At 66.4% G+C, this 18,889-nt stretch carries 16 protein-coding genes; 4 read left to right on the forward strand and 12 right to left on the reverse strand.

The genetic code is table 11. The features are described 5' to 3' along the window. Positions 1-36 precede the first annotated feature (36 nt). From XH93_RS13050 to XH93_RS13085, 8 genes are all read right to left on the reverse strand, one after another. Positions 37-1,278 carry a class I SAM-dependent RNA methyltransferase gene (locus tag XH93_RS13050; protein ID WP_194473807.1) on the reverse strand — a complete coding sequence of 414 codons (1,242 nt, stop codon included), beginning with the start codon at positions 1,276-1,278 and terminating at the stop codon, positions 37-39. Continuing rightward, positions 1,271-2,029 carry a TlyA family RNA methyltransferase gene (locus XH93_RS13055; protein ID WP_194473808.1) on the reverse strand — a complete coding sequence of 253 codons (759 nt, stop codon included), beginning with the start codon at positions 2,027-2,029 and terminating at the stop codon, positions 1,271-1,273. Before XH93_RS13055 ends, XH93_RS13050 begins: the two co-directional genes overlap by 8 nt. Further along, the gene (locus XH93_RS13060) at positions 2,026-2,595 is read right to left on the reverse strand and encodes a nucleoside 2-deoxyribosyltransferase (RefSeq protein ID WP_194473809.1); all 570 of its coding nucleotides are present in this window, start codon (positions 2,593-2,595) and stop codon (positions 2,026-2,028) included. The genes XH93_RS13055 and XH93_RS13060 overlap by 4 nt, the downstream gene beginning before the upstream one ends. Positions 2,596-2,631: 36 nt before the next feature. Next, positions 2,632-4,560, reverse strand: coding sequence for a 1-deoxy-D-xylulose-5-phosphate synthase (dxs, locus tag XH93_RS13065; protein WP_194473810.1), 1,929 nt, complete (start codon positions 4,558-4,560; stop codon positions 2,632-2,634). A gap of 552 nt (positions 4,561-5,112) precedes the next feature. Next, positions 5,113-5,364 (reverse strand): exodeoxyribonuclease VII small subunit, encoded by a 252-nt coding sequence (locus XH93_RS13070; RefSeq protein ID WP_139486281.1) that lies wholly within the window; start codon positions 5,362-5,364, stop codon positions 5,113-5,115. Between the two features lie 144 nt (positions 5,365-5,508). Further along, positions 5,509-6,435 (reverse strand): histone deacetylase family protein, encoded by a 927-nt coding sequence (locus tag XH93_RS13075; protein ID WP_194473811.1) that lies wholly within the window; start codon positions 6,433-6,435, stop codon positions 5,509-5,511. Between the two features lie 241 nt (positions 6,436-6,676). Next, entirely contained in the window at positions 6,677-8,344 is a 1,668-nt protein-coding gene (locus tag XH93_RS13080) for a bifunctional UDP-sugar hydrolase/5'-nucleotidase (protein WP_194473812.1), read from the reverse strand. Between the two features lie 62 nt (positions 8,345-8,406). Beyond that, complete coding sequence (locus XH93_RS13085) at positions 8,407-9,168, reverse strand: enoyl-CoA hydratase-related protein (RefSeq protein ID WP_194473813.1); 762 nt, start codon at positions 9,166-9,168, stop codon at positions 8,407-8,409. A 428-nt stretch (positions 9,169-9,596) separates the two neighbouring features. Here XH93_RS13085 and paoA point away from each other — a divergent pair, with 428 nt between their 5' ends. Genes paoA through paoC form a run of 3 tightly spaced genes read left to right on the forward strand, consistent with a single transcriptional unit; the run spans position 9,597 to position 13,411 of the window. Then, positions 9,597-10,241, forward strand: a complete 645-nt coding sequence (paoA, locus tag XH93_RS13090; protein ID WP_194473814.1) for an aldehyde dehydrogenase iron-sulfur subunit PaoA — start codon at positions 9,597-9,599, stop codon at positions 10,239-10,241. Beyond that, positions 10,238-11,188, forward strand: coding sequence for a xanthine dehydrogenase family protein subunit M (locus XH93_RS13095; protein ID WP_194473815.1), 951 nt, complete (start codon positions 10,238-10,240; stop codon positions 11,186-11,188). Before paoA ends, XH93_RS13095 begins: the two co-directional genes overlap by 4 nt. A 15-nt stretch (positions 11,189-11,203) precedes the next feature. Beyond that, positions 11,204-13,411 carry an aldehyde oxidoreductase molybdenum-binding subunit PaoC gene (gene paoC, locus XH93_RS13100; protein WP_194473816.1) on the forward strand — a complete coding sequence of 736 codons (2,208 nt, stop codon included), beginning with the start codon at positions 11,204-11,206 and terminating at the stop codon, positions 13,409-13,411. Between the two features lie 241 nt (positions 13,412-13,652). Here the strand turns inward: paoC and XH93_RS13105 are convergent, their stop codons facing one another. After that, on the reverse strand, positions 13,653-14,039 hold the full coding sequence (locus XH93_RS13105) for a VOC family protein (protein ID WP_194473817.1): 387 nt from the start codon (positions 14,037-14,039) through the stop codon (positions 13,653-13,655). A 223-nt stretch (positions 14,040-14,262) separates the two neighbouring features. Here XH93_RS13105 and XH93_RS42725 point away from each other — a divergent pair, with 223 nt between their 5' ends. Then, positions 14,263-14,394 carry a hypothetical protein gene (locus XH93_RS42725; RefSeq protein WP_256436608.1) on the forward strand — a complete coding sequence of 44 codons (132 nt, stop codon included), beginning with the start codon at positions 14,263-14,265 and terminating at the stop codon, positions 14,392-14,394. 186 nt (positions 14,395-14,580) lie between these two features. On the opposite strand, the gene XH93_RS13110 is transcribed toward XH93_RS42725, so the two are convergent. From XH93_RS13110 to bamA, 3 genes are all read right to left on the reverse strand, one after another. Continuing rightward, the gene (locus XH93_RS13110) at positions 14,581-15,309 is read right to left on the reverse strand and encodes an alpha/beta fold hydrolase (RefSeq protein WP_139486183.1); all 729 of its coding nucleotides are present in this window, start codon (positions 15,307-15,309) and stop codon (positions 14,581-14,583) included. Between the two features lie 110 nt (positions 15,310-15,419). Then, on the reverse strand, positions 15,420-15,983 hold the full coding sequence (locus XH93_RS13115) for a DinB family protein (protein WP_194473818.1): 564 nt from the start codon (positions 15,981-15,983) through the stop codon (positions 15,420-15,422). 106 nt (positions 15,984-16,089) lie between these two features. Then, complete coding sequence (bamA, locus tag XH93_RS13120; protein WP_194473819.1) at positions 16,090-18,606, reverse strand: outer membrane protein assembly factor BamA; 2,517 nt, start codon at positions 18,604-18,606, stop codon at positions 16,090-16,092. Positions 18,607-18,889: the final 283 nt, after the last annotated feature.

Consider the following 18,889-nt stretch of genomic DNA (forward strand, 5'->3'; position numbering starts at 1 on the left):
GAGGCGACCGCGCGCTGCGCTAGCCGCCCATTCGCCTCAGCGCGCAAACCGCGCCACCAGCTCGACATGCGGCGTGTGGCGGAACTGGTCGACCGGCGTGACGCCCTCGATCCGGTAGCCGCCGTCGATCAGGAGTTTTGCGTCGCGCGCGAACGTCGCGGCATTGCAGGAGACCGCGATGACGACCGGCACCTTGCTCGCCGCGAGCTGCGTCGCCTGCGCCTGCGCGCCCTGCCGCGGCGGATCGAACACGACGGCATCGAAGTCGCGCAGCTCCTGCGGCATCAGCGGGCGGCGGAACAGGTCGCGCGCTTCGGCCTTGACCGGCTTCAGCCCCGGCGTCGCCTGCGCCGCCTTCTGCAGGGCGGCGACGGCGCCGGCGTCGCTGTCGAAGGCCGTCACCTGCGCCTTCTCCGCCAGGCGAAGCGCGAACGGGCCGACGCCGCAAAACAGGTCGGCGATCCGCTTGGCGCGGCCACCATATTCGCGCACCAGCGCGGCCAGCGTCTCCTCGCCCTTGACGGTCGCCTGCAGGAACGAGCCCGGCGGCAGCACGACCTTCGCCTTGCCGATCGCCACATCCGGCGCGCCGCGCAGCAGCACCAGCTCGCCGTGGCGGGTCAGCCGCGCCAGCCGCTGCTGCTCCGCGATCCGCGACAGCGTGGTGATCATGGCGGTCGGCACCGGTCCCGAGCCGCGCACGTCGATGTCGAGGCCGTTGCCCGTCGCGGTCACCTGAATATCGAGCGGCTTGCCGATCGCAGTCAGCGGCTCGGCGATCGCCCAGGCCGCTTTCAGCGCGCCATCGAGCGCGGGATCGAGGATCGGGCAGCGATCGACCGGAATGATGTCGTGCGAGCCCGCCGCGGCGAAGCCGACCTTGAGGACGCCATGGGTGCCCACCCGCGCGTGCAGCGTGATGCGGCGGCGACCGGCGCCGTGGGCGTCGACCAGGGCTGCGACCTCGGCGGTAATCTTCGCCTGCGCCAGCGTCTCGACGACGAGGTTGCGCTTCCAGGCATGGTAGGGCGCATCGTTCCAATGCTGGATCGCGCAGCCGCCGCAGACGCCGAAATGCGGGCAGAACGGCGTGATGCGCTCGGCGCTTTCGCGTGCGACCCGCAGCAGCCGCCGCCGGTCGGGATGGTTGCCGGGAACCTCGGCGACCTCGACGGTTTCGCCCGCCAGCGCGTAGGGCACGTAGATCGCCTGGCCGCCGCTGGTCGCGACGCCGTCGCCGCGATGGCCGACATGGTCGATGGTGAGTAGCTCAGCCACGGCGCGCGCCGAGGAAGAATTCGATGTTGCCGTCGCCGCCGGTGATCGACGACGGGAACACCTGGATGTCGGTGCAGCCGAGCGAGGCGGCGAAAGCGGCGATGTCGTCGCAGATTTCCTGGTGCACCATCGCATTGCGGATGATGCCGCGCTTGGAGTGTTTTCGCGCGGCCTCGAATTGCGGCTTGATCAGCGCCAGCAGCTGCATCGGCGCCGCCGCAAGCGACAGCGCCACCGGCAGCACCAGCTTCAGCGAGATGAAGCTGACGTCGATCACCACGACATCGGGCCGCGCCGGCAGCCGCTTGCCCTCGAAATTGCGGATGTCGGTCTCCTCCATCGAGACGACCTTCGGGTGTCCCTGCAGCGAGGGATGCAGCTGGCCGTGGCCGACGTCGATGGCAAACACCAGGCTCGCGCCATTGGCGAGCAGCACCTCGGTGAAGCCGCCGGTCGAGGCGCCGACATCGAGGCAGACATGGCCCTCGACCTCGATCGGATAGTGTTCCAGCGCGCCGGCGAGCTTGACGCCGCCGCGCGACACGTAGGGATGGGCGGGCTCTGCCGACAGCGCGGCATTTGCCGGCACGATCTCCGAGGCTTTTGCAACGACCTTGCCGTCGACAGTGACCAGACCAGCGTCGATCGCCGCGCGCGCCCGTGCCCGGCTCTCGAACAGGCCGCGCTCGACCAGCAGCACGTCGATGCGCTTGCTCGCCGCTTCGTTGTCGTTGTCGCCGGCCCGGGTCACAGAGAGCCCGGCAGGCGTTGTGCGTGGGCGGCGGCGAGCCGCACGCACGCCTCGAAGGCGGTGAGATCGCGCCAGATGTCGGCCAGCGGCGCCTTCGGCGTCAGCAGCGGCGCGCCGTGCAGGTCGAGCGCGTGCATCATCATCAGATTGTCGGGCAATCCAAAATCTTCCACGGTCAGCCCCTCCGCGTCGATCAGGCGTCCGTCTGCCGTCGGCGCCACCTGATAGTGCCGCGCCGCGCGCTCGGCGTAGGACACGGGATCGTTGGTATAGCCGAGGCAGAGCTTGCCGCGTCCCGCCATGTAGCCGAGTTCGTAGACCGTGCCTGCGTCGGCACTGGGGCCGCGAAACGGCGTCAAATTGGCGATGATGGCGTCGGCAGACTCCATCATCGCCTCGTTGCCCTTGAAGATCATCAGGGAAGCCACGGCGGCTTCGCGGTCCACGCTGTTGTCGAGCGGATAGAGCCCGGTCAGCCCGTGCTGCGCGCAGATCTGAGCCTTGCGGCGGCCGATCTCGACGGCATCCGGCAGGAACACGTCAGGACCTGCCAGATAGATTTTCATCGACTTGCCGGCGCCCAAAGACGCCGCCCGAAAGGATTAGGCGAGCTTGACGGTCTCGGTCTTGAAATCCTTGCCGAGGGTTTCGAACACCTTGGCAACGATGCTCTTGGCGTCGAGACCGGCGCGGGCATACATCGCCGCCGGCGTGTCGTGGTCGAGGAACACGTCGGGCAGCACCATCGAGCGGAACTTGAGCATGCCGCTGTCGAGCATGGCGTTGTCGGTCAGGAACTGCACCACATGCGAGCCGAAACCGCCGACCGAGCCTTCCTCGATGGTGATCAGGATCTCGTGGTCGCGCGCCAGCTTCAGCACCATGTCCTCGTCGAGCGGCTTCATGAAGCGCGCGTCCGCGATCGTCGCGGAGAGGCCGTGGGCGGCGAGCTCGTCGGCCGCCTTCTCGCACTCCGCGAGGCGGGTGCCGAAGGAGAGCAGGGCGACCTTCTTGCCTTCGCGGATGATGCGGCCCTTGCCGATCGGCAGGGGCACGCCGACTTCGGGCATATCGACGCCGCGGCCTTCGCCGCGCGGATAGCGCAGCGCGCTCGGACGGTCGTTGATCGCCACTTGCGTCGCCACCATGTGGACCAGTTCCGCCTCGTCGGCGGCCGCCATGATCACCATGTTCGGCAGGCAGCCGAGATAGGCGTTGTCGAACGAGCCGGCATGGGTCGCGCCGTCGGCGCCGACCAGGCCCGCGCGGTCGATCGCGAAGCGGACCGGCAGGCTCTGGATCGCGACGTCGTGCACCACCTGGTCATAGCCGCGCTGCAGGAAGGTCGAGTAGATCGCGCAGAACGGCTTGTAGCCCTCGGTGGCGAGGCCGGCGGCGAAGGTTACCGCGTGCTGCTCGGCAATGCCGACGTCGAAGGTGCGGTCCGGGAACGCCTTGTTGAAGATGTCGACGCCGGTGCCGGACGGCATCGCCGCGGTGATGGCGACGATCTTGTCGTCCTTCTGCGCTTCCTTGACGAGGCTCTGGCCGAACACGTTCTGGTAGGCCGGCGCATTCGGTTTGGCTTTCGCCTGCGTACCGGTCGCGACGTCGAACTTGACCACGGCATGATACTTGTCGGCGGAGGCTTCGGCCGGGCCGTAGCCCTTGCCCTTCTGGGTCACGACATGGACCAGGATCGGGCCGGTCTCCATGTCGCGGACGTTCTTCAGCACGGGCAGCAGATGGTCGAGATTGTGGCCGTCGATCGGGCCGACATAGTAGAAGCCGAGCTCCTCGAACAGCGTGCCGCCGTCCATCATGAAGCCGCGAGAATATTCCTCGACGCGGTTGGCGCGGTTGGCGAGGATCTTCGGCAGCCGCTTGTTGATCTGCTTGGCCGCCTCGCGCAGTGTGCGGTAGGTCTTGCCGGAATAGAGCCGGGACAGATAGGCGCTCATCGCGCCGACCGGCGGCGCGATCGACATGTCATTGTCGTTGAGGATCACGATCAGGCGCGAGTTCATCGCGCCGGCATTGTTCATGGCCTCATAGGCCATGCCGGCCGACATCGCGCCGTCACCGATCACGGCGATAACGTTGTTCTTGCCGCCGGAGAGGTCGCGCGCCACCGCCATGCCGAGGCCGGCCGAGATCGAGGTCGAGGAGTGCGCGGCGCCGAACGGGTCGTAGTCGCTCTCGGTGCGCTTGGTGAAGCCGGAGAGGCCGCCGCCGGTGCGCAGCGTGCGGATGCGGTCGCGGCGTCCGGTCAGGATCTTGTGCGGGTAGGCCTGGTGGCCGACGTCCCAGATCAGGCGGTCGCGCGGCGTGTCGAAGATGTAGTGGATGGCGGTGGTCAGTTCGACCACGCCGAGGCCGGCGCCGAAATGGCCGCCGGTCACCGACACCGCGTCGATGGTTTCCTGGCGGAGCTCGTCGGCAACCTGCCGCACCTGCTCGACCTTCAGCTTGCGTAGGTCATCCGGCGTCCGAATAGTGTCTAGAAGCGGCGTTTTACTAAATGTGGTCACAGCATATTCCAATTTTTGCCTGTCGGAGCGAACGGCCCGACGCGAGATGGGTTGGCGCGCTCCGCGCGCAGCGAAAGCCTGACACTGGATGCCGCCCCGGCAGCAGACCGTGTCTGGTGTAAGCCTAGATTCACTCCGGATTGGACCACGTGATACGCATCACCTTGGTCGCATTTCACCCGTCCCGGTTCAGTTTATCGAACCATTCGAGATGCCTGCCGCCAGAAGAATCCGGCCGCCCGCCAACCTCAAATGCCCATAGAACGGCAAGCATTACACCAAAGCGGTCGTCAAAGCCAACCCACAGGGTGCGCTGGGTTCCTATGCCCCGCGTTGAAAAACCTAGACTTTTCAATGCTTGCGGCGGACCGCGGTTCCATTCCGCCCATTTTGATGGCGGCCGGCCGGTCCGGATCGGCCCGATTCGCGGGCCACAACCGACCTGGCTGTCACCCAACTGTCGTCGGAAACACCCAGCAATAAAGGCCGGCCTGCCCGCCGCGGCGGCGGGCATTCTGACGCGCGATGGCGATGGTGGGCCGCTTGAAGCGGCTACTGCACGTCGAGCGGTTCGGTGCCGGTCGGCTGGCCCGACGCATCGGTGGTGATCTTGTCGACGCGCGCTTCGGCCTGGCGCAGCAATTCCTCGCAGCGCCGCTTCAGCGCCTCGCCGCGTTCGTAGATGGCCACCGATTCCTCAAGCGGGACCTTGCCGTCCTCGAGCCGCTTCACGATCGATTCGAGTTCCTCCATCGCGCGTTCGAAGGAGAGCTTCTTGACGTCGGCTTGGGTGGTTTCGGCCATCTCGTGTTCCCGGCTGCGCCCTTCGGTTTGAGCATGATCCCGGCGCAAACGCCATGCGTCCGTCACCGGTTCCCCACTGATTGGAATCATGCTCGCCAAGGCGCAGAATCAATCGAAGTTTTGCGGGCTTATTGTGGCGGGGATTCAGCCGCCCATCAATGCGGTGACGTGGGAAGCCACCGACTCTTTCAGGCCTTCGAGGTCGTAGCCGCCCTCCAGCACCGAGACCACGCGGCCGCCGGCGCTCTTGTCGGCGAGGTCCATCACCTTGCGGGTGACCCAGCCGAAATCCTCGCCCTTCAGGTTGATCGACGCCAGCGGATCGCGCTGGTGCGCGTCGAAACCGGCGGAGATGATGACGAGTTCCGGGGAGAACTTTTCCAGCTGCGGCAGGATCAGGTTCTCGAACGCGGAGCGGAATTTGGCACTGCCGTCGCCCGGCGCCAGCGGCGCGTTGACGACGGTGTCGTGCTCGCCGCGCTCGCTCATCGCGCCGGTGCCGGGAAACAGCGGCATCTGGTGCGTCGAGCAGTACATCACGGTCGGATCGGCCCAGAAGATGTCCTGGGTGCCGTTGCCGTGATGGACGTCGAAGTCGATCACCGCCGCGCGCTTGATGCCGTATTTGCGCTGGGCGTGGCGCGCCGCAATCGCGACATTGTCGAAGAAGCAAAATCCCATCGGCGTCGATTTCTCGGCGTGATGGCCGGGCGGGCGCACCGCGACGAAGGCGTTGGCATGCTCGCCTTGCATCACCGCATCGGTCGCGGCCACCGCGCCGCCGACGCCGCGCATCACCGCTTCCCAGGTGCCTGGAGACATCGAGGTGTCGCCGTCGATATAGATCAGGCCCGAGGTCGGCGCGATGTGGCGGAGCTCGCCGACATAATGCTCTCCGTGGCACAGCAGCACCTGTTCGAGGTCACCCTCCGGCGCGAGATCGCGCACCAGCGCCTTGAAGCGGTCCTCGCCGAGCACCTCGGCAACCGCGCGCAGCCGATCGGGGCGTTCGGGATGTCCGGGAGGGGTCAGGTGGTCGAGACAGGCGGAATGCGTCAGAAGCAGTGTCATGCAAATTCCCGGCGCAACAAATGCGCGTGCGAGGAGGCCCCAATGTAGGCCGTTACCGGCCGTGCGGAAAGGGCCGACTTTATCTCCGTTCCCGCCGACGGAAACGCCGAGAAAAGCCGAGCTCTTTCCCCGTCATTGCGAGCGAAGCGAAGCAATCCATTGTCACCGCGCACGCGGAGGGATGGATTGCTTCGCTGCGCTCGCAATGACGGGGAGGGACTGGTGCTTCATCCCCGCAGCCTCAATTGATCCGCTCGATCCGCTTGCCGGCGGTCGGGCCAACCGGGCTTTTGGCCTTGAAATAGGCATAGAGCGCGTCGACGTCGTAGATGCCGAACTGCTGGGCCTTGCCGTCCTTGAACACGGTAAAGCCGTCGCCGCCCTCGGCGAGGTAGTTGTTGACGGTGACGCGATAGCTCGCGGCCGGGTCGATCGGCCGGCCGTCGAGCGACATCCGCGCGGCGACGATGCGCGCGCCGTCGCCCTTGCTGGCGTCCCAGGCATAGGCAAAGCCCTTGGAGACCTGCAGCGGCCGCGGCCGCTTCGGGTCGGCCCATTGCTGCTCCAGCATGTCCTTGAGCTGCTTGCCGGTCAGCGTCATCGTCACCAGCTGGTTGCGGAACGGTTGGCTGGCGAAGATGTCGGCATAGGTCACCGCGCCGTCATCGCGCTTGACGATGTCGGTGCGCACGCCGCCCGGATTGGTGAAGGCGATCACCGCGCCGCCGTTCGGCTCGGCGCTGGTCGCGGCGAGCTGCGCATCGGCGACGATGTCGCCGAGCACGCTTTCCCCGGTGTCGCCGGGCATCCGCGACAGCGTCTCGGTGACCGAGCCGGCCGGGCGGTTGGCAATCGGCGCGGCGAGGCGGTCATAGGCTTCCAGCAGCGCGCTCTGCTCGGGATCGCGGTGATAGGTGTCGATCTTCACGATGGTGTTGTCGGCCTTGGCGCTGATCACGTCGCGGGTCTTCGGATCGAGCTTGAGATCGATGGCGGTGACCAGCGTGCCGTATTTGTCGCCGGAGGTGACCAGCCGCCCGTCGATCTCGCAGATATAGGCCTGATGGGTATGGCCGGAGATCACGACGTCGACCGCCTTGTCGAACTTTTTGACGATGTCGACGATTGGTCCGGAGATGCCGGGGCACTCATTGTAGTCGCCGGTCGGAAAGCCGCCTTCGTGGATCAGCACCACGATCGCCTCGACGCCCTTCGCCTTCAATTCCGGGATCAGCGCGTTGACGGTGTCGGCCTCGTCGCGGAATTCCAGGCTGGCGACGCCGGCTGGCGACACCAGGTTCGGCGTGTTCTTCAGCGTCAGCCCGATGAACGCCACCGGGATGCCGTCGAACTGCTTGATCTCGTAAGGCGGAAACACCGGCTTGCCGGTGGCCCTGTCGATCGTGCTGGCGGCGAGGTAGCGGAATTTGGCGCCGATGAACGGATGCGGCCCCTGGCAATGGTCGACCGGATGGCAGCCGCCGTTCTGCATCCGCAGCAACTCGTCCTTGCCCTCGTCGAATTCGTGATTGCCGACCGAGGAGATCGCAAGCCCCATCTTCGACAGCGACTCGATGGTCGGTTCGTCATGAAACATCGCCGACAGGAATGGGCTGGCGCCGATCAGGTCGCCGGCCGCAACGAAGATGTTGTTCCTGTGTCCGTCGCGCAGCGCCTTGACGGCGCTCGCCACGCGTTCGGCGCCGCCGGCCGGCACCATGATCTTCTTGGTGGCGTCGGAGGGATCAGTGATGCGGATGCCGCCGGGCGGCGGCCGCAGATAGCCGTGGAAGTCGTTGATGGCGAGAATGCGCAAATCCACCGGCGCGGTGCTCTGCGCCAGCAAGGGGCCGGCACCGAGCGCGAGCGTGTAGAGGGCGACGGCGAGCGAGAGGCGGTGATGTCTCATGACCTGTCCATGGGAGCACGCGACCATGACGCGGCGCCACAACATTTTTGCGACGCAGCCGTTCAATCCTTCGTGCGCGCCATGAACGCCTTGAAGGCGGCGACGGCTTCGCTGGAGCGCATCCGCTCGGTGAACAGATGGTTCTCCTGATCGATGCGGCGGGTGACGTCCTCGGGCGGCAGCCGGATCAGCCGGCGCGAGATCGCGACCGCCTCGGCGGGCAGCGCGCAGATCTCGCGCGCCACCTTGTGTGCCTCGACCTCGGCATGGCCCGCCGCCACCACCGTGTTGACGAAGCCGGCGACGCGGGCGTCGTCCGCGGTCATGGTGCGGCCCATCACCAGCATCGCGAAGGCGAGCTGGTGGCCCATCGTGCGCGGCATCAGCAGGCTCGAGGCACCCTCCGGCACCAGGCCGAAATTGGAGAACGGGGTCGAGAACAGCGCGGTCTTGCTGGCCAGCACGTAGTCGCAGTGAAACAGCATGGTGGTGCCGATGCCCATCGCGACGCCGTCGACCGCGGCGATGATCGGCTTGACGTTATGGGCCAGCGAGTAGAGGAATTTGACGAGGTTGGAGGCGACCGGCGGGTCGGCGCTCGAGGTGCCCTCGCTCAAGAGGTCCTCGATATCGTTGCCGGCGGTGAACACGCCGGAGCCGCCGGTGATGATCAGGCAGCGGATCTTCGGATTGTTCTGCGCGGTGTCGATCGCGTCGCTCATCGCGCGATACATGTCCTGGGTGATCGCGTTCTTCTTCTCGGGCCGGCGCAGCTTGATCACGCGAGCAGCGGCGTCGTCGGTCACTATGACATGCGCGGTCATCGGCCAGTCCCCAGTCACCCGGTCAACACGTCGGCGGGCGGCATCGTTGCCGCCGGCGCGTGCCGGTCATCCTACATGATCCGCCGCTAGCCCCAAATGATGCCGACGGCTTTTCCCACCGGCCAGCATGTCGGCCACGCAGGGCAGTTAACCGGAATTCACCTTCTCGCGAGCGGGGAGTTTGGCCGGACGCCGGGCTCGGGCGATATGCCGCATGGCGGCCGTTCGGACGGGGAGCAAGAGCGCAAGTCAAAGTGAGCGATGCCGCTTTACGGCGTCGCGCCAGCCTCACGCTCCGCTCGCGACTTGTTTAAGTCCCGCGCAGAAACATTCCCCATGCCGACGCATTCATTCGATGCAGCCGACAGGCGCGTGCGGCGATCACGCTCGGTTCCGCCAGGCACGGCTGCGCATCAGGAGAGCGCGGCATGCAAATTTCCGGACGTTTGGAACTATCGCGGCGCAATCTGTTGATTGTGGGAGCCGCCTCGCTGGCCGCGTCGTCCGTCGCGCCGCCTGCGGCGTACGCGGCTGCCCAACCTGCCCCGACCGGAGCGCCCGTAATGGCAAAAGTGTCCTTTGACGTGAACGGCGAGACCCATCAGCTCGAGCTCGATACCAGGACTACGCTGCTCGATGCGCTGCGCGAGCACCTGCATCTGACCGGCACCAAGAAGGGCTGTGACCACGGCCAGTGCGGCGCCTGCACGGTCATCGTCGACGGCCGGCGGATCAATTCCTGCCTGACGCTCGCGGTGATGCATGAGGGCGACGAGATCACCACGATCGAGGGGCTGGGCACGCCGGACGGGATGCATCCGATGCAGGCGGCCTTCGTCAAGCATGACGGCTATCAATGCGGCTACTGCACGCCGGGCCAGATCTGTTCGGCGGTTGCCGTGATCGATGAGGTCAGGGCCGGGATTCCGAGCCATGTGACCGCCGATCTCACCGCGCCGCTGCGCCTGACCAATGCCGAGCTGCGCGAGCGCATGAGCGGCAACATCTGCCGCTGCGGCGCCTATTCCAACATTGCGGATGCGATCGGCGAGGTCGCCGGGAGGAGTGCATGAAATCATTCAGCTATGAGCGCGCCACGTCGCCGGCCGCGGCGGCTGCGGCCGGCGCGCGCGATGCGAACACAAGATTCATCGCCGGCGGCACCAACCTGCTCGACCTGATGAAGCTCGAGATCGAGACGCCAACGCACCTGGTCGACGTCAATGGCCTTGCGCTCGACCGGATCGAGGAGACGTCGGAAGGTGGGCTGCGCATCGGGGCGCTGGTGCGCAATACCGATCTGGCCGCCGATGCACGGGTGCGCCGCGACTATGGCGTGCTGTCGCGTGCGCTGCTCGCCGGCGCCTCCGGCCAGTTGCGCAACAAGGCGACAACGGCCGGCAATCTCCTGCAGCGGACGCGCTGTCCCTATTTCTACGACACCAATCTGCCCTGCAACAAGCGCAAGCCCGGCAGCGGCTGTGCCGCGATCGGCGGCTTCAGCCGCCAGCACGCGGTGATCGGTGCCAGCGAGGCCTGCATCGCGACCCATCCAAGCGACATGGCGGTGGCGATGCGCGCGCTCGACGCGACGGTGGAGACGGTGCGCCCTGATGGTGCCACCCGCAGCACTCCGATCGCCGAGCTGCACCGGCTCCCGGGCGACAGCCCAGAGATCGAGACCACGCTGGCATCAGGAGAGCTGATCACCGCGGTGACGCTGCCAAAGCCGGTCGGCGGCACCCAGGCCTACCGCAAGGTGCGCGACCGCGCCTCCTATGCGTTTGCGCTGGTGTCGGTGGCCGCGATCGTGCAGCGCGACGGCACCGGTTCTGTTGCGCTCGGCGGTGTCGCGCACAAGCCGTGGCGGGTCGAGGCGGCGGATGCGGAATTACCGCGCGGCGCCAGGGCGGTCACCGCGCGGCTGTTCGCCGATGCCAAGCCGACACAGGACAATGCATTCAAGCTGCCGCTCGCCGAGCGAACGCTGGCGGCGGTGCTGCGCGAGGCAAGGGGATAGAGGAGGGGATAATCCATGCGCTTCGAACATCCCGCGACCTTCAACCCGATCGACCAGCTCAAGGTGGTCGGCCATCCGACCAGCCGGATCGACGGACCGAAAAAGACCACCGGCACCGCGCCCTACGCCTATGAGCGGCATGATGTCGTGCCGAACCAGGCCTACGGCTATGTGATCGGATCGGCGATCGGCAAAGGGCGGATCAAGGCGATCGATCTCGCCGCCGCTAGCGATGCGCCCGGCGTCCTCGCCATCGTCACGGCCGAGAACGCCGGCAAGCTCGACAAGGGCGAGCGCAATGCGGCGCCGCTGCTCGGCGGCCCCGAGATCGCGCATTATCATCAGGCTGTCGCGGTGGTCGTTGCCGAGACCTTTGAACAGGCACGCGCCGCGGCGCAGCTGGTCCGCATCGACTATGCGAAGGGCGAGGGCAAGTTCGATCTCGCGGCGGCCGCTGATGGTGCCATCACGCCGAAGCCTTCATTCGGCGGTCCGGCGGACACGGCCGTCGGCGAGTTCGGTTCGGCTTTCGCGGCCGCGCCGGTGCAACTGGACGCGCGCTACACGACGCCCGACCAGGGGCACGCGATGATGGAGCCGCACGCCTCGATCGCCGCCTGGGATGGCGACAGACTGACGGTCTGGACCTCCAACCAGATGATCGCCTGGGGTGCCGGCGATCTGGCGAAAACGCTTCGCATCCCGAAGGACAAGGTCCGGATGGTGTCGCCCTATATCGGCGGTGGTTTCGGCGGCAAGCTGTTCTTGCGCGCCGACGTGCTGCTCGCGGCGCTCGGGGCGCGTGCGGCGAAGCGCCCGGTCAAGATCGCCTTGCAGCGGCCGCTGATGTTCAACAACACCACGCACCGGCCGGCAACGATCCAGCGCATCCGCATCGGCGCCGAGCGCGACGGCAAGATCACCGCGATTGGCCACGAAAGCTGGTCCGGCAACGTCAAGGACGGCGAGGCGGAGACGGCCGTCAGCCAGTCCCGGTTGCTCTATGCCGGCGCCAACCGGATGACGGCGATGCGGCTGGCCGCGCTCGATCTGCCCGAGGGCAACGCGATGCGCGCGCCCGGCGAAGCGTCCGGCATGATGGCGCTCGAGATCGCGATCGACGAGCTCGCCGAGAAGCTCGGCATGGATCCGGTCGCGCTGCGCATCGTCAACGACACCCAGGTCGATCCCGAGCATCCGGAGCGGCGCTTCTCGCAGCGCCAACTGGTGCGCTGTCTCAGCGACGGCGCCGCGCGCTTCGGCTGGGGCCGGCGCAATGCCGAGCCCGGCAAGCTGCGCGACGGCCGCTTCCTGGTCGGCATGGGCGTTGCCGCGGCCTTCCGCAACAACCTCCTGACCAATTCGGCGGCGCGGGTGCGGCTCGATCAGCAGGGCACCGTGACGGTCGAGACCGACATGACCGATATCGGCACCGGCTCCTACACCATCATCGCGCAGACCGCCGCCGAGATGATGGGCGTGCCGCTGGAGAAGGTGGCGGTTCATCTCGGCGATTCCGACTTCCCGGTCTCCTGCGGCTCCGGCGGGCAGTGGGGCGGCAACAACTCCACCGCCGGCGTCTATGCCGCCTGTATCAAGCTGCGCGAGGCGATCGCGCAGAAGCTCGGCTTTAACTCGGCCGAGGCCGAGTTCACCGACGGCCTGGTGCGCGCCGGAAACCGCAGCGTGCCGCTGGCGCAGGCCGCCGGCCGCGACGGCATCGTCGCGGAGGACGCCATCGAATATGGCGACCTTGCCAAAACCTATCAGCAGTCGACCTTCGGGGCGCATTTCGTCGAGGTCGGCGTCGATGCCGACACCGCGGAAATTCGCGTGCGGCGGATGCTCGCGGTGTGTGCTGCCGGCCGCATCCTCAATCCGAAGGCGGCGCGCAGCCAGGTGATCGGCGCCATGACCATGGGCGTCGGTGCGGCGCTGATGGAGGATCTGGTGGTCGACAAGCGGCACGGCCTGTTCATCAACCACGATCTCGCCGGTTACGAGGTGCCGGTCCATGCCGACATCCCGCATCAGGAGATGATCTTCCTCGACGAGACCGATCCGATGTCGTCGCCGATGAAGGCCAAGGGCGTCGCCGAGCTCGGCATCTGCGGCGTCGCCGCCGCGGTCGCCAACGCGGTCTACAACGCAACCGGCATTCGCGTGCGCGACTATCCGATCATGCTCGACAAGCTGCTGGACAAGATGCCGGAGGTCGGGTGAGCCCGGAAGCGTAGCCCGGATCTCCCGTCATTGCGAGCGCAGCGAAGCAATCCATCCCTCCTCACGCGCGGTGAGAATGGATTGCTTCGCGGAGCCTGTCATCCGGCGGCGCTTTGCGCCGACCGGGTGGCTCGCAATGACGTGGCGGAGGGTGGCGTCCCGACGGGTCGCGCGAACGCGCCCGATGACAGGCTCCGCGATATCCGGGTGGCGGCCCTGCATGTCGCTCTGCTCGTGTGGGCTACGAGGCGAGCGCGCTGATCGTCACATAGTATCCGTCGGGGTCGCGGAGCGAGAACTCCATCGTCCCGGTGTTCGGATTGACATGCGGCTCCTCGTCCAGCCGCTCGGCCAGCGCGCGTGCCCGCGGCAAGGCCAGCTCAAAATCGTCGACCCGGAAGAACAGCAGCAGGCCGTTGCCCGGCGTGGCGTTGCGCGGGCTGGTCAGCGTAGGATGCTCATGGGCGCCCCAGGCATGGAGGCAGAGCAGGACGGTGCCGTCGGAATCGACGATCTGGCCAAAATAGTCGTGGGCCGGCGCCGCCGCCGGCAAGCCAAGCAATGACCGGTACCATGCAAAGCTCTGTGGCACGTCGGCGACACCGATGATCGTCCAGATCCGCTTCATGATGCCTCCGCTGTGGTCGCAGGCGACGATGCGCCGGCTTTTTTGGCAATCATACCGGCCTGAGGCCTGCCGGCCTCGAAATATTGCAGCGCAGCTCGTGCGAATCCGTGATCCGGCGTGATCATTGACGCCTTGATTTGGGCGTTCCCGGGGAGGACACTGGTTCCGTTACGCAGGGTGCAAACGGAATGCCACGGCGGCCACCACAGGGGGGTGCCTGCAATTGCCGGATCGCTTCTACGAGACCTTCCAGGACGTAGATCTGCGCAACCTCGTCCGCGTCATTTCAGCCTGCACATTGGGGCTGTGGGCGTTTGCGGCGGGGCTGCTGATCGGCACCTTTCTGTTTTCGTGACGCGGCTGCTGCGGTCTCAGTTCACCTCTCCCCTTCGGGGAGAGGTCGGCGCGAAGCGCCGGGTGAGGGCGCTCGCTCTCTCGATGGACCGTAACCCCTCACCCGATTTGCTGCGCAAATCGACCTCTCCCAAGGGAGAGGTGAAGCCTCCGATGCCGCTCCAGCTTGATCTAATCTCATCGCTCGCTAGCTTTGCCTGATGAAGGCGCCGATGCGCTCGCCGATCACGGCGCCGTTCTGATACAGCGCGCCGAGGTGGTCGCCGGGGATCGACATCGCATGCAGGCCATTGTCCTCGGCAAAGCGCAGCATCGGATCGTGCGGTCCATCCTCGCGTCCGTTCCAGAGCAGCACCGGCACTCGGGAGGCGAGCACGGCATCCTCCGCGCCGTCGAGCTGGTCCAGCGCATTGAAGCAGGCGCGCACGCCGCCTTCGAGATCCGGCGTCACCCATGCCACGAGCTCCGGCACCGTGCGCCGCGCGAAGGTGATGAAGGCGCTGTAGGTCAACGGGCCGCTATTGCCGCGCGGCAGTCCGGTTTGAAAATCCCAGCCGCCGATCGCAAGCGACGCCAGCCGCTTCGGGAAATACCTGGCGACGCCGACGGCGAGCCAGCCGCCCATCGAGTGGCCGACGACATGCGCGCGCTCGCAGCCGAGATCATCGAGCACGGCGACGATGTCGCCGGCGCGCTGCGCCTGGCCGTACAGCTCAGGGTCGGCCGGCTTGTCGCTCAGACCATGGCCGAGTGAATCGACGCAGACGACGCGGAAGCGATCGGCGAGTGCCGCAACAACGCCACATTCTCGCCAGCTCGCGGCGTCGAGCAGCAGGCCGTGCTGCAGCACGATCAGCGGCCCTGTTCCCTCGACCGTATAATGGATGCGTTGGCCGCGATGGCAGGCAAATGGCATTTTGGCAGGTTCCCCACGTTCCAACGGGAGGTGAGGGTGGAAGGCGCGGGATTCAAGCCCCCAGTTGCATGCGGGAACCCGTCATGCGCATCGGTCTGCGCGCCGTGCCGTCAGCCGCCCCACACCGTGGTTTCGGTCCAGCCGAGCTCGGTGAACTCCTGCGCCCGCAGCGGCGCTTCGCCGGCGGCGAAGAACTCGTCGAGCTGCGGCGGCTTGACGGATGTCTCCGACAGCATGGCGTGGGCCTGGCCGCGGTGATGGATCTGGTGCTGGAACAGATGCATCAGCAGGCGGTCGCGCCGCTCGGTCTGCACCGAGGTGTCGCGATTGATCTTGACGATGGTCTCCAGCCGCTCCGGCGTCAGCGCGTCGCAGATGTCGATCAGGCGCTGGTCCATCGCGCGCTGCGCCGGCTTCAGGCCCGCGATCGACCGGAACGGCACCTCGTTGGCCCACGCCGCCGGTCCGAGCCAGCCGCCCTCGAGCGCATCGATGTAGAAGTGGTCGATGATGTAGATGTGGTTCAGCGTTGCCTGCAGGCTTGGGAAGAACCCGGTTCGCGCGGCGGCAAACTCCGCCTGGCTCAGGGCGGCGCAGGCCTTGAGCAGGCGGTGGTTGGCCCATGCATTGTTATAGGCAAAGGCGCGAAACGTCTGAACCAGGCTTGGCGGCATGTCTGTCCTCATCAGGTGAGCGCTCGATACCGATGAGAATCCTAGCACGCATGGCGTGCGACGGCGCGCCTCTTGCTGCCGCACGCTCCCGCCCCGAAACGCAGCCCTAGAACGACGTGCCGCCGCCGAACCTGAACTCCTGCACGATGTCGTATTTGCCCTTGGAGAGCGGCACCGCGTAGTCGAAGCGCAGCGGTCCGAACGGCGAGGCCCAGATCAGGCCGACGCCGACCGATGTGCGCACGATGCTGCTGTCGTCATACTGCAGGCCGCAGTTCGGGCACGCCGCGGTGTTCACTTCGCCGGTCGCGCTCCAGGACGTCGGCCCCTGATAGTCCCACAGCGAGCCGGCGTCGGCATAGACCGCGCCCTTGAGGCCGACTTCCTTGGGCAGGAACCAGAACGGCATCTGCAGCTCGAACGAGGCGCCCCAGTATTTGGTGCCGCCGAGCGCGTCGCCGGCGGCGCCGAAATTCCAATAGGTGATGTCGCGCGGACCGATGCCGTTGGTGGCGAAGCCGCGCACCAGGTTCGGACCCATCTGGAAGTGGTCCAGCATGCGCAGGTCCTGGTCGCCGATCTTGCTCAGGATGCCGCCCTGCAGATGGATCAGCCCGACCAGGTCGGACACCAGCGGCGTATAGTATTTCGCGTCGACCGCGGTCTTCAGATAGCTGACGTCGCCGCCGACGCCGGCAAAGTCCTGCTTGAAGTCGATCAGGAGGCCGTCGGTCGGGTTCTTGTTGTTGTCGAGCGTGTTGTAGGTCAGCGTGTAGCCGACCGACGAGGTCCACGACGTGCCGTCGGCGAGTTCCTTGCGCACCGGCAGCGCGGATTCGCCGTCGGCATAGCAGCCGTAGCCGTAGAAGCCGGAATCGACCGCGTTGGTCGGATCGACGCCGCCGAGCACGTTCTTGATGTAGTTCGGCGTCGGATTGAAGGCCAGCGAGGCGTTGTTCGGGTTGTTGTTGCAGTTGTTGTACGCGCTCGACAGCGAGATGTTCTGCTCATAGAGCGAGTAGCGCAGCTGCAGCGAGAGATCCTCGCGCAGCGCCAGCCCGATCCGCGGCGAGAACCCCAGCGTGGTGACGCCGTAGCTGGTGTAGTCGCTGGCCAGCTGCTGCCGATAATACAGGTCGAGCCCGAGCGCCAGCCGCTGCCCGAACAGATACGGCTCGACGAACGACAGCGAGGCGCCGCGGGTGTACTGGCCGTAGGTCACCGATGCCTTGCCGTAGAGGCCGCGTCCGAGCAGGTTGCGTTCGGAGATCGAGACCTCGGCCAGCGCGCCGTCGGTGGTCGAATAGCCGCCCGAGATCGAGAAATCGCCGGTCGATTTCTCCTCGATGTCGACGTTGAGGACGACGCGGTCGCTGGAGGAGCCCGGCTCGGTCGTCAGCTTGACCGACTTGAAGAAGTCGAGGTTCTTCAGCCGCCGCTCGGCGCGGTCGACCAGCGCGCGGTTGTAGGCATCGCCTTCCGAGATGTCGAACTCGCGCAGGATCACGTAGTCGCGGGTCCGCGTATTGCCGCGCAAATTGATGCGCTCGATATAGCTGCGCGGCCCTTCGTCGACGTTGAAGACGATCGACACGGTGTGGGCATCGAAGTTGCGGTCGCCGGCCGGGCGGACCATGGCGAAGGCAAAGCCGCGGCGCGACGCCTCGATCTGCATCTCCTCGACCGACTTCTCGACCTGCTCGACATTGTACAGCGAGCCGACGCTGACGCGCGAATAGCCGCGCAGGGTCGAGATGTCGAAATTGGCGATGCTGGAGCGGAAGTCGACCGAGGAGACGCGGTACTGCTGGCCTTCCTCGATCCTGAAGGTGACGAGAAAGCCCTTCTTGCCGGGGTCGTATTCGGTCAGCGCCGCGACCACGACGGCGTCGGCGTAGCCGTTCTTCAGGTAAAAGCGCCGGATCAGGTCGCGGTCGGCCTCGACGCGGTCGGGGTCGTAGACGTCGTTATTGCCGAGGAAGCTCAGGAAATTGCTCTCGTGGGTCTTGATGACGTCACGCAGCCGCGCTGCGGAATAAGCGTTGTTGCCGGTGAACTCGACCGTCCTGACCACGGTCTTGGCGCCTTCCTCGATGTTGAAGATCAGATCGACGCGGTTGTTCGGCTGCTCGATGATTTCCGGCGTGACGCGCACCTCGTAGCGGCCGGAGCGGCGGTAGATCTCGGCGATGCGCAGCGTGTCGGATTGCACGGTGGCGCGCGAGAAGGTGCCGCGCGGCTTGGACTGGATCTCGGCGGAGAGCTGCTCGTCCTTGATCTTCTTGTTGCCCTCGAAGGCGAGGCGGCCGATCACTGCGTTCTCGATCACATGCACGACGATCTGGCTGCCGTTGCGGTCGATCCTGACGTCCTGGAACAGCCCGGTCTCGATCAGCGCCTTCAGCCCGTCGTCGATCGCCGCCTGGTCCAGCCGTCCATCGCTGCCGGCCTTGAAGTAGGACCGCACGGTCTCGGCCTCGATCCGGCGATTGCCCTCCACGACGATGCCCTGAACGGTCCCTTGCGCGGTCTGCGCGATCGCCCGCGCCGGCAGCAGCGCCGCAAGCGGTGACGCCACAAGCAATAATCCGGCCATCGCCACCGCGAACGTCGCGCCCCGCATCAACTGAATCCTTCCACATCAACGTCCCTCCGTTGTGAAACGGGAGCGCGATGGCGGCGGTGTGGCTTGTCGGTTGCGGGTTCGTTTCAAGTGGTTTGGATTTGTCATCGCGGCCGTGCGCGGCGAGTAGCGGGCGGATCGGCGGCGCCTCGCAATTCATTGCCTTGAACGCACGCCGCCACGCCGACGCGGGCTCACATGCCGGCGGCGCAAGCAAACTTCGGCAACAAGCGAAGCGGTCGCGTCACGGGCTTTTCGCGATGCGTTTTTGCGCAGCTAGGCG

The organism is Bradyrhizobium sp. CCBAU 51753 (assembly GCF_015291565.1).
GTDB classification, from domain to species: Bacteria; Pseudomonadota; Alphaproteobacteria; order Rhizobiales; family Xanthobacteraceae; genus Bradyrhizobium; species Bradyrhizobium ivorense.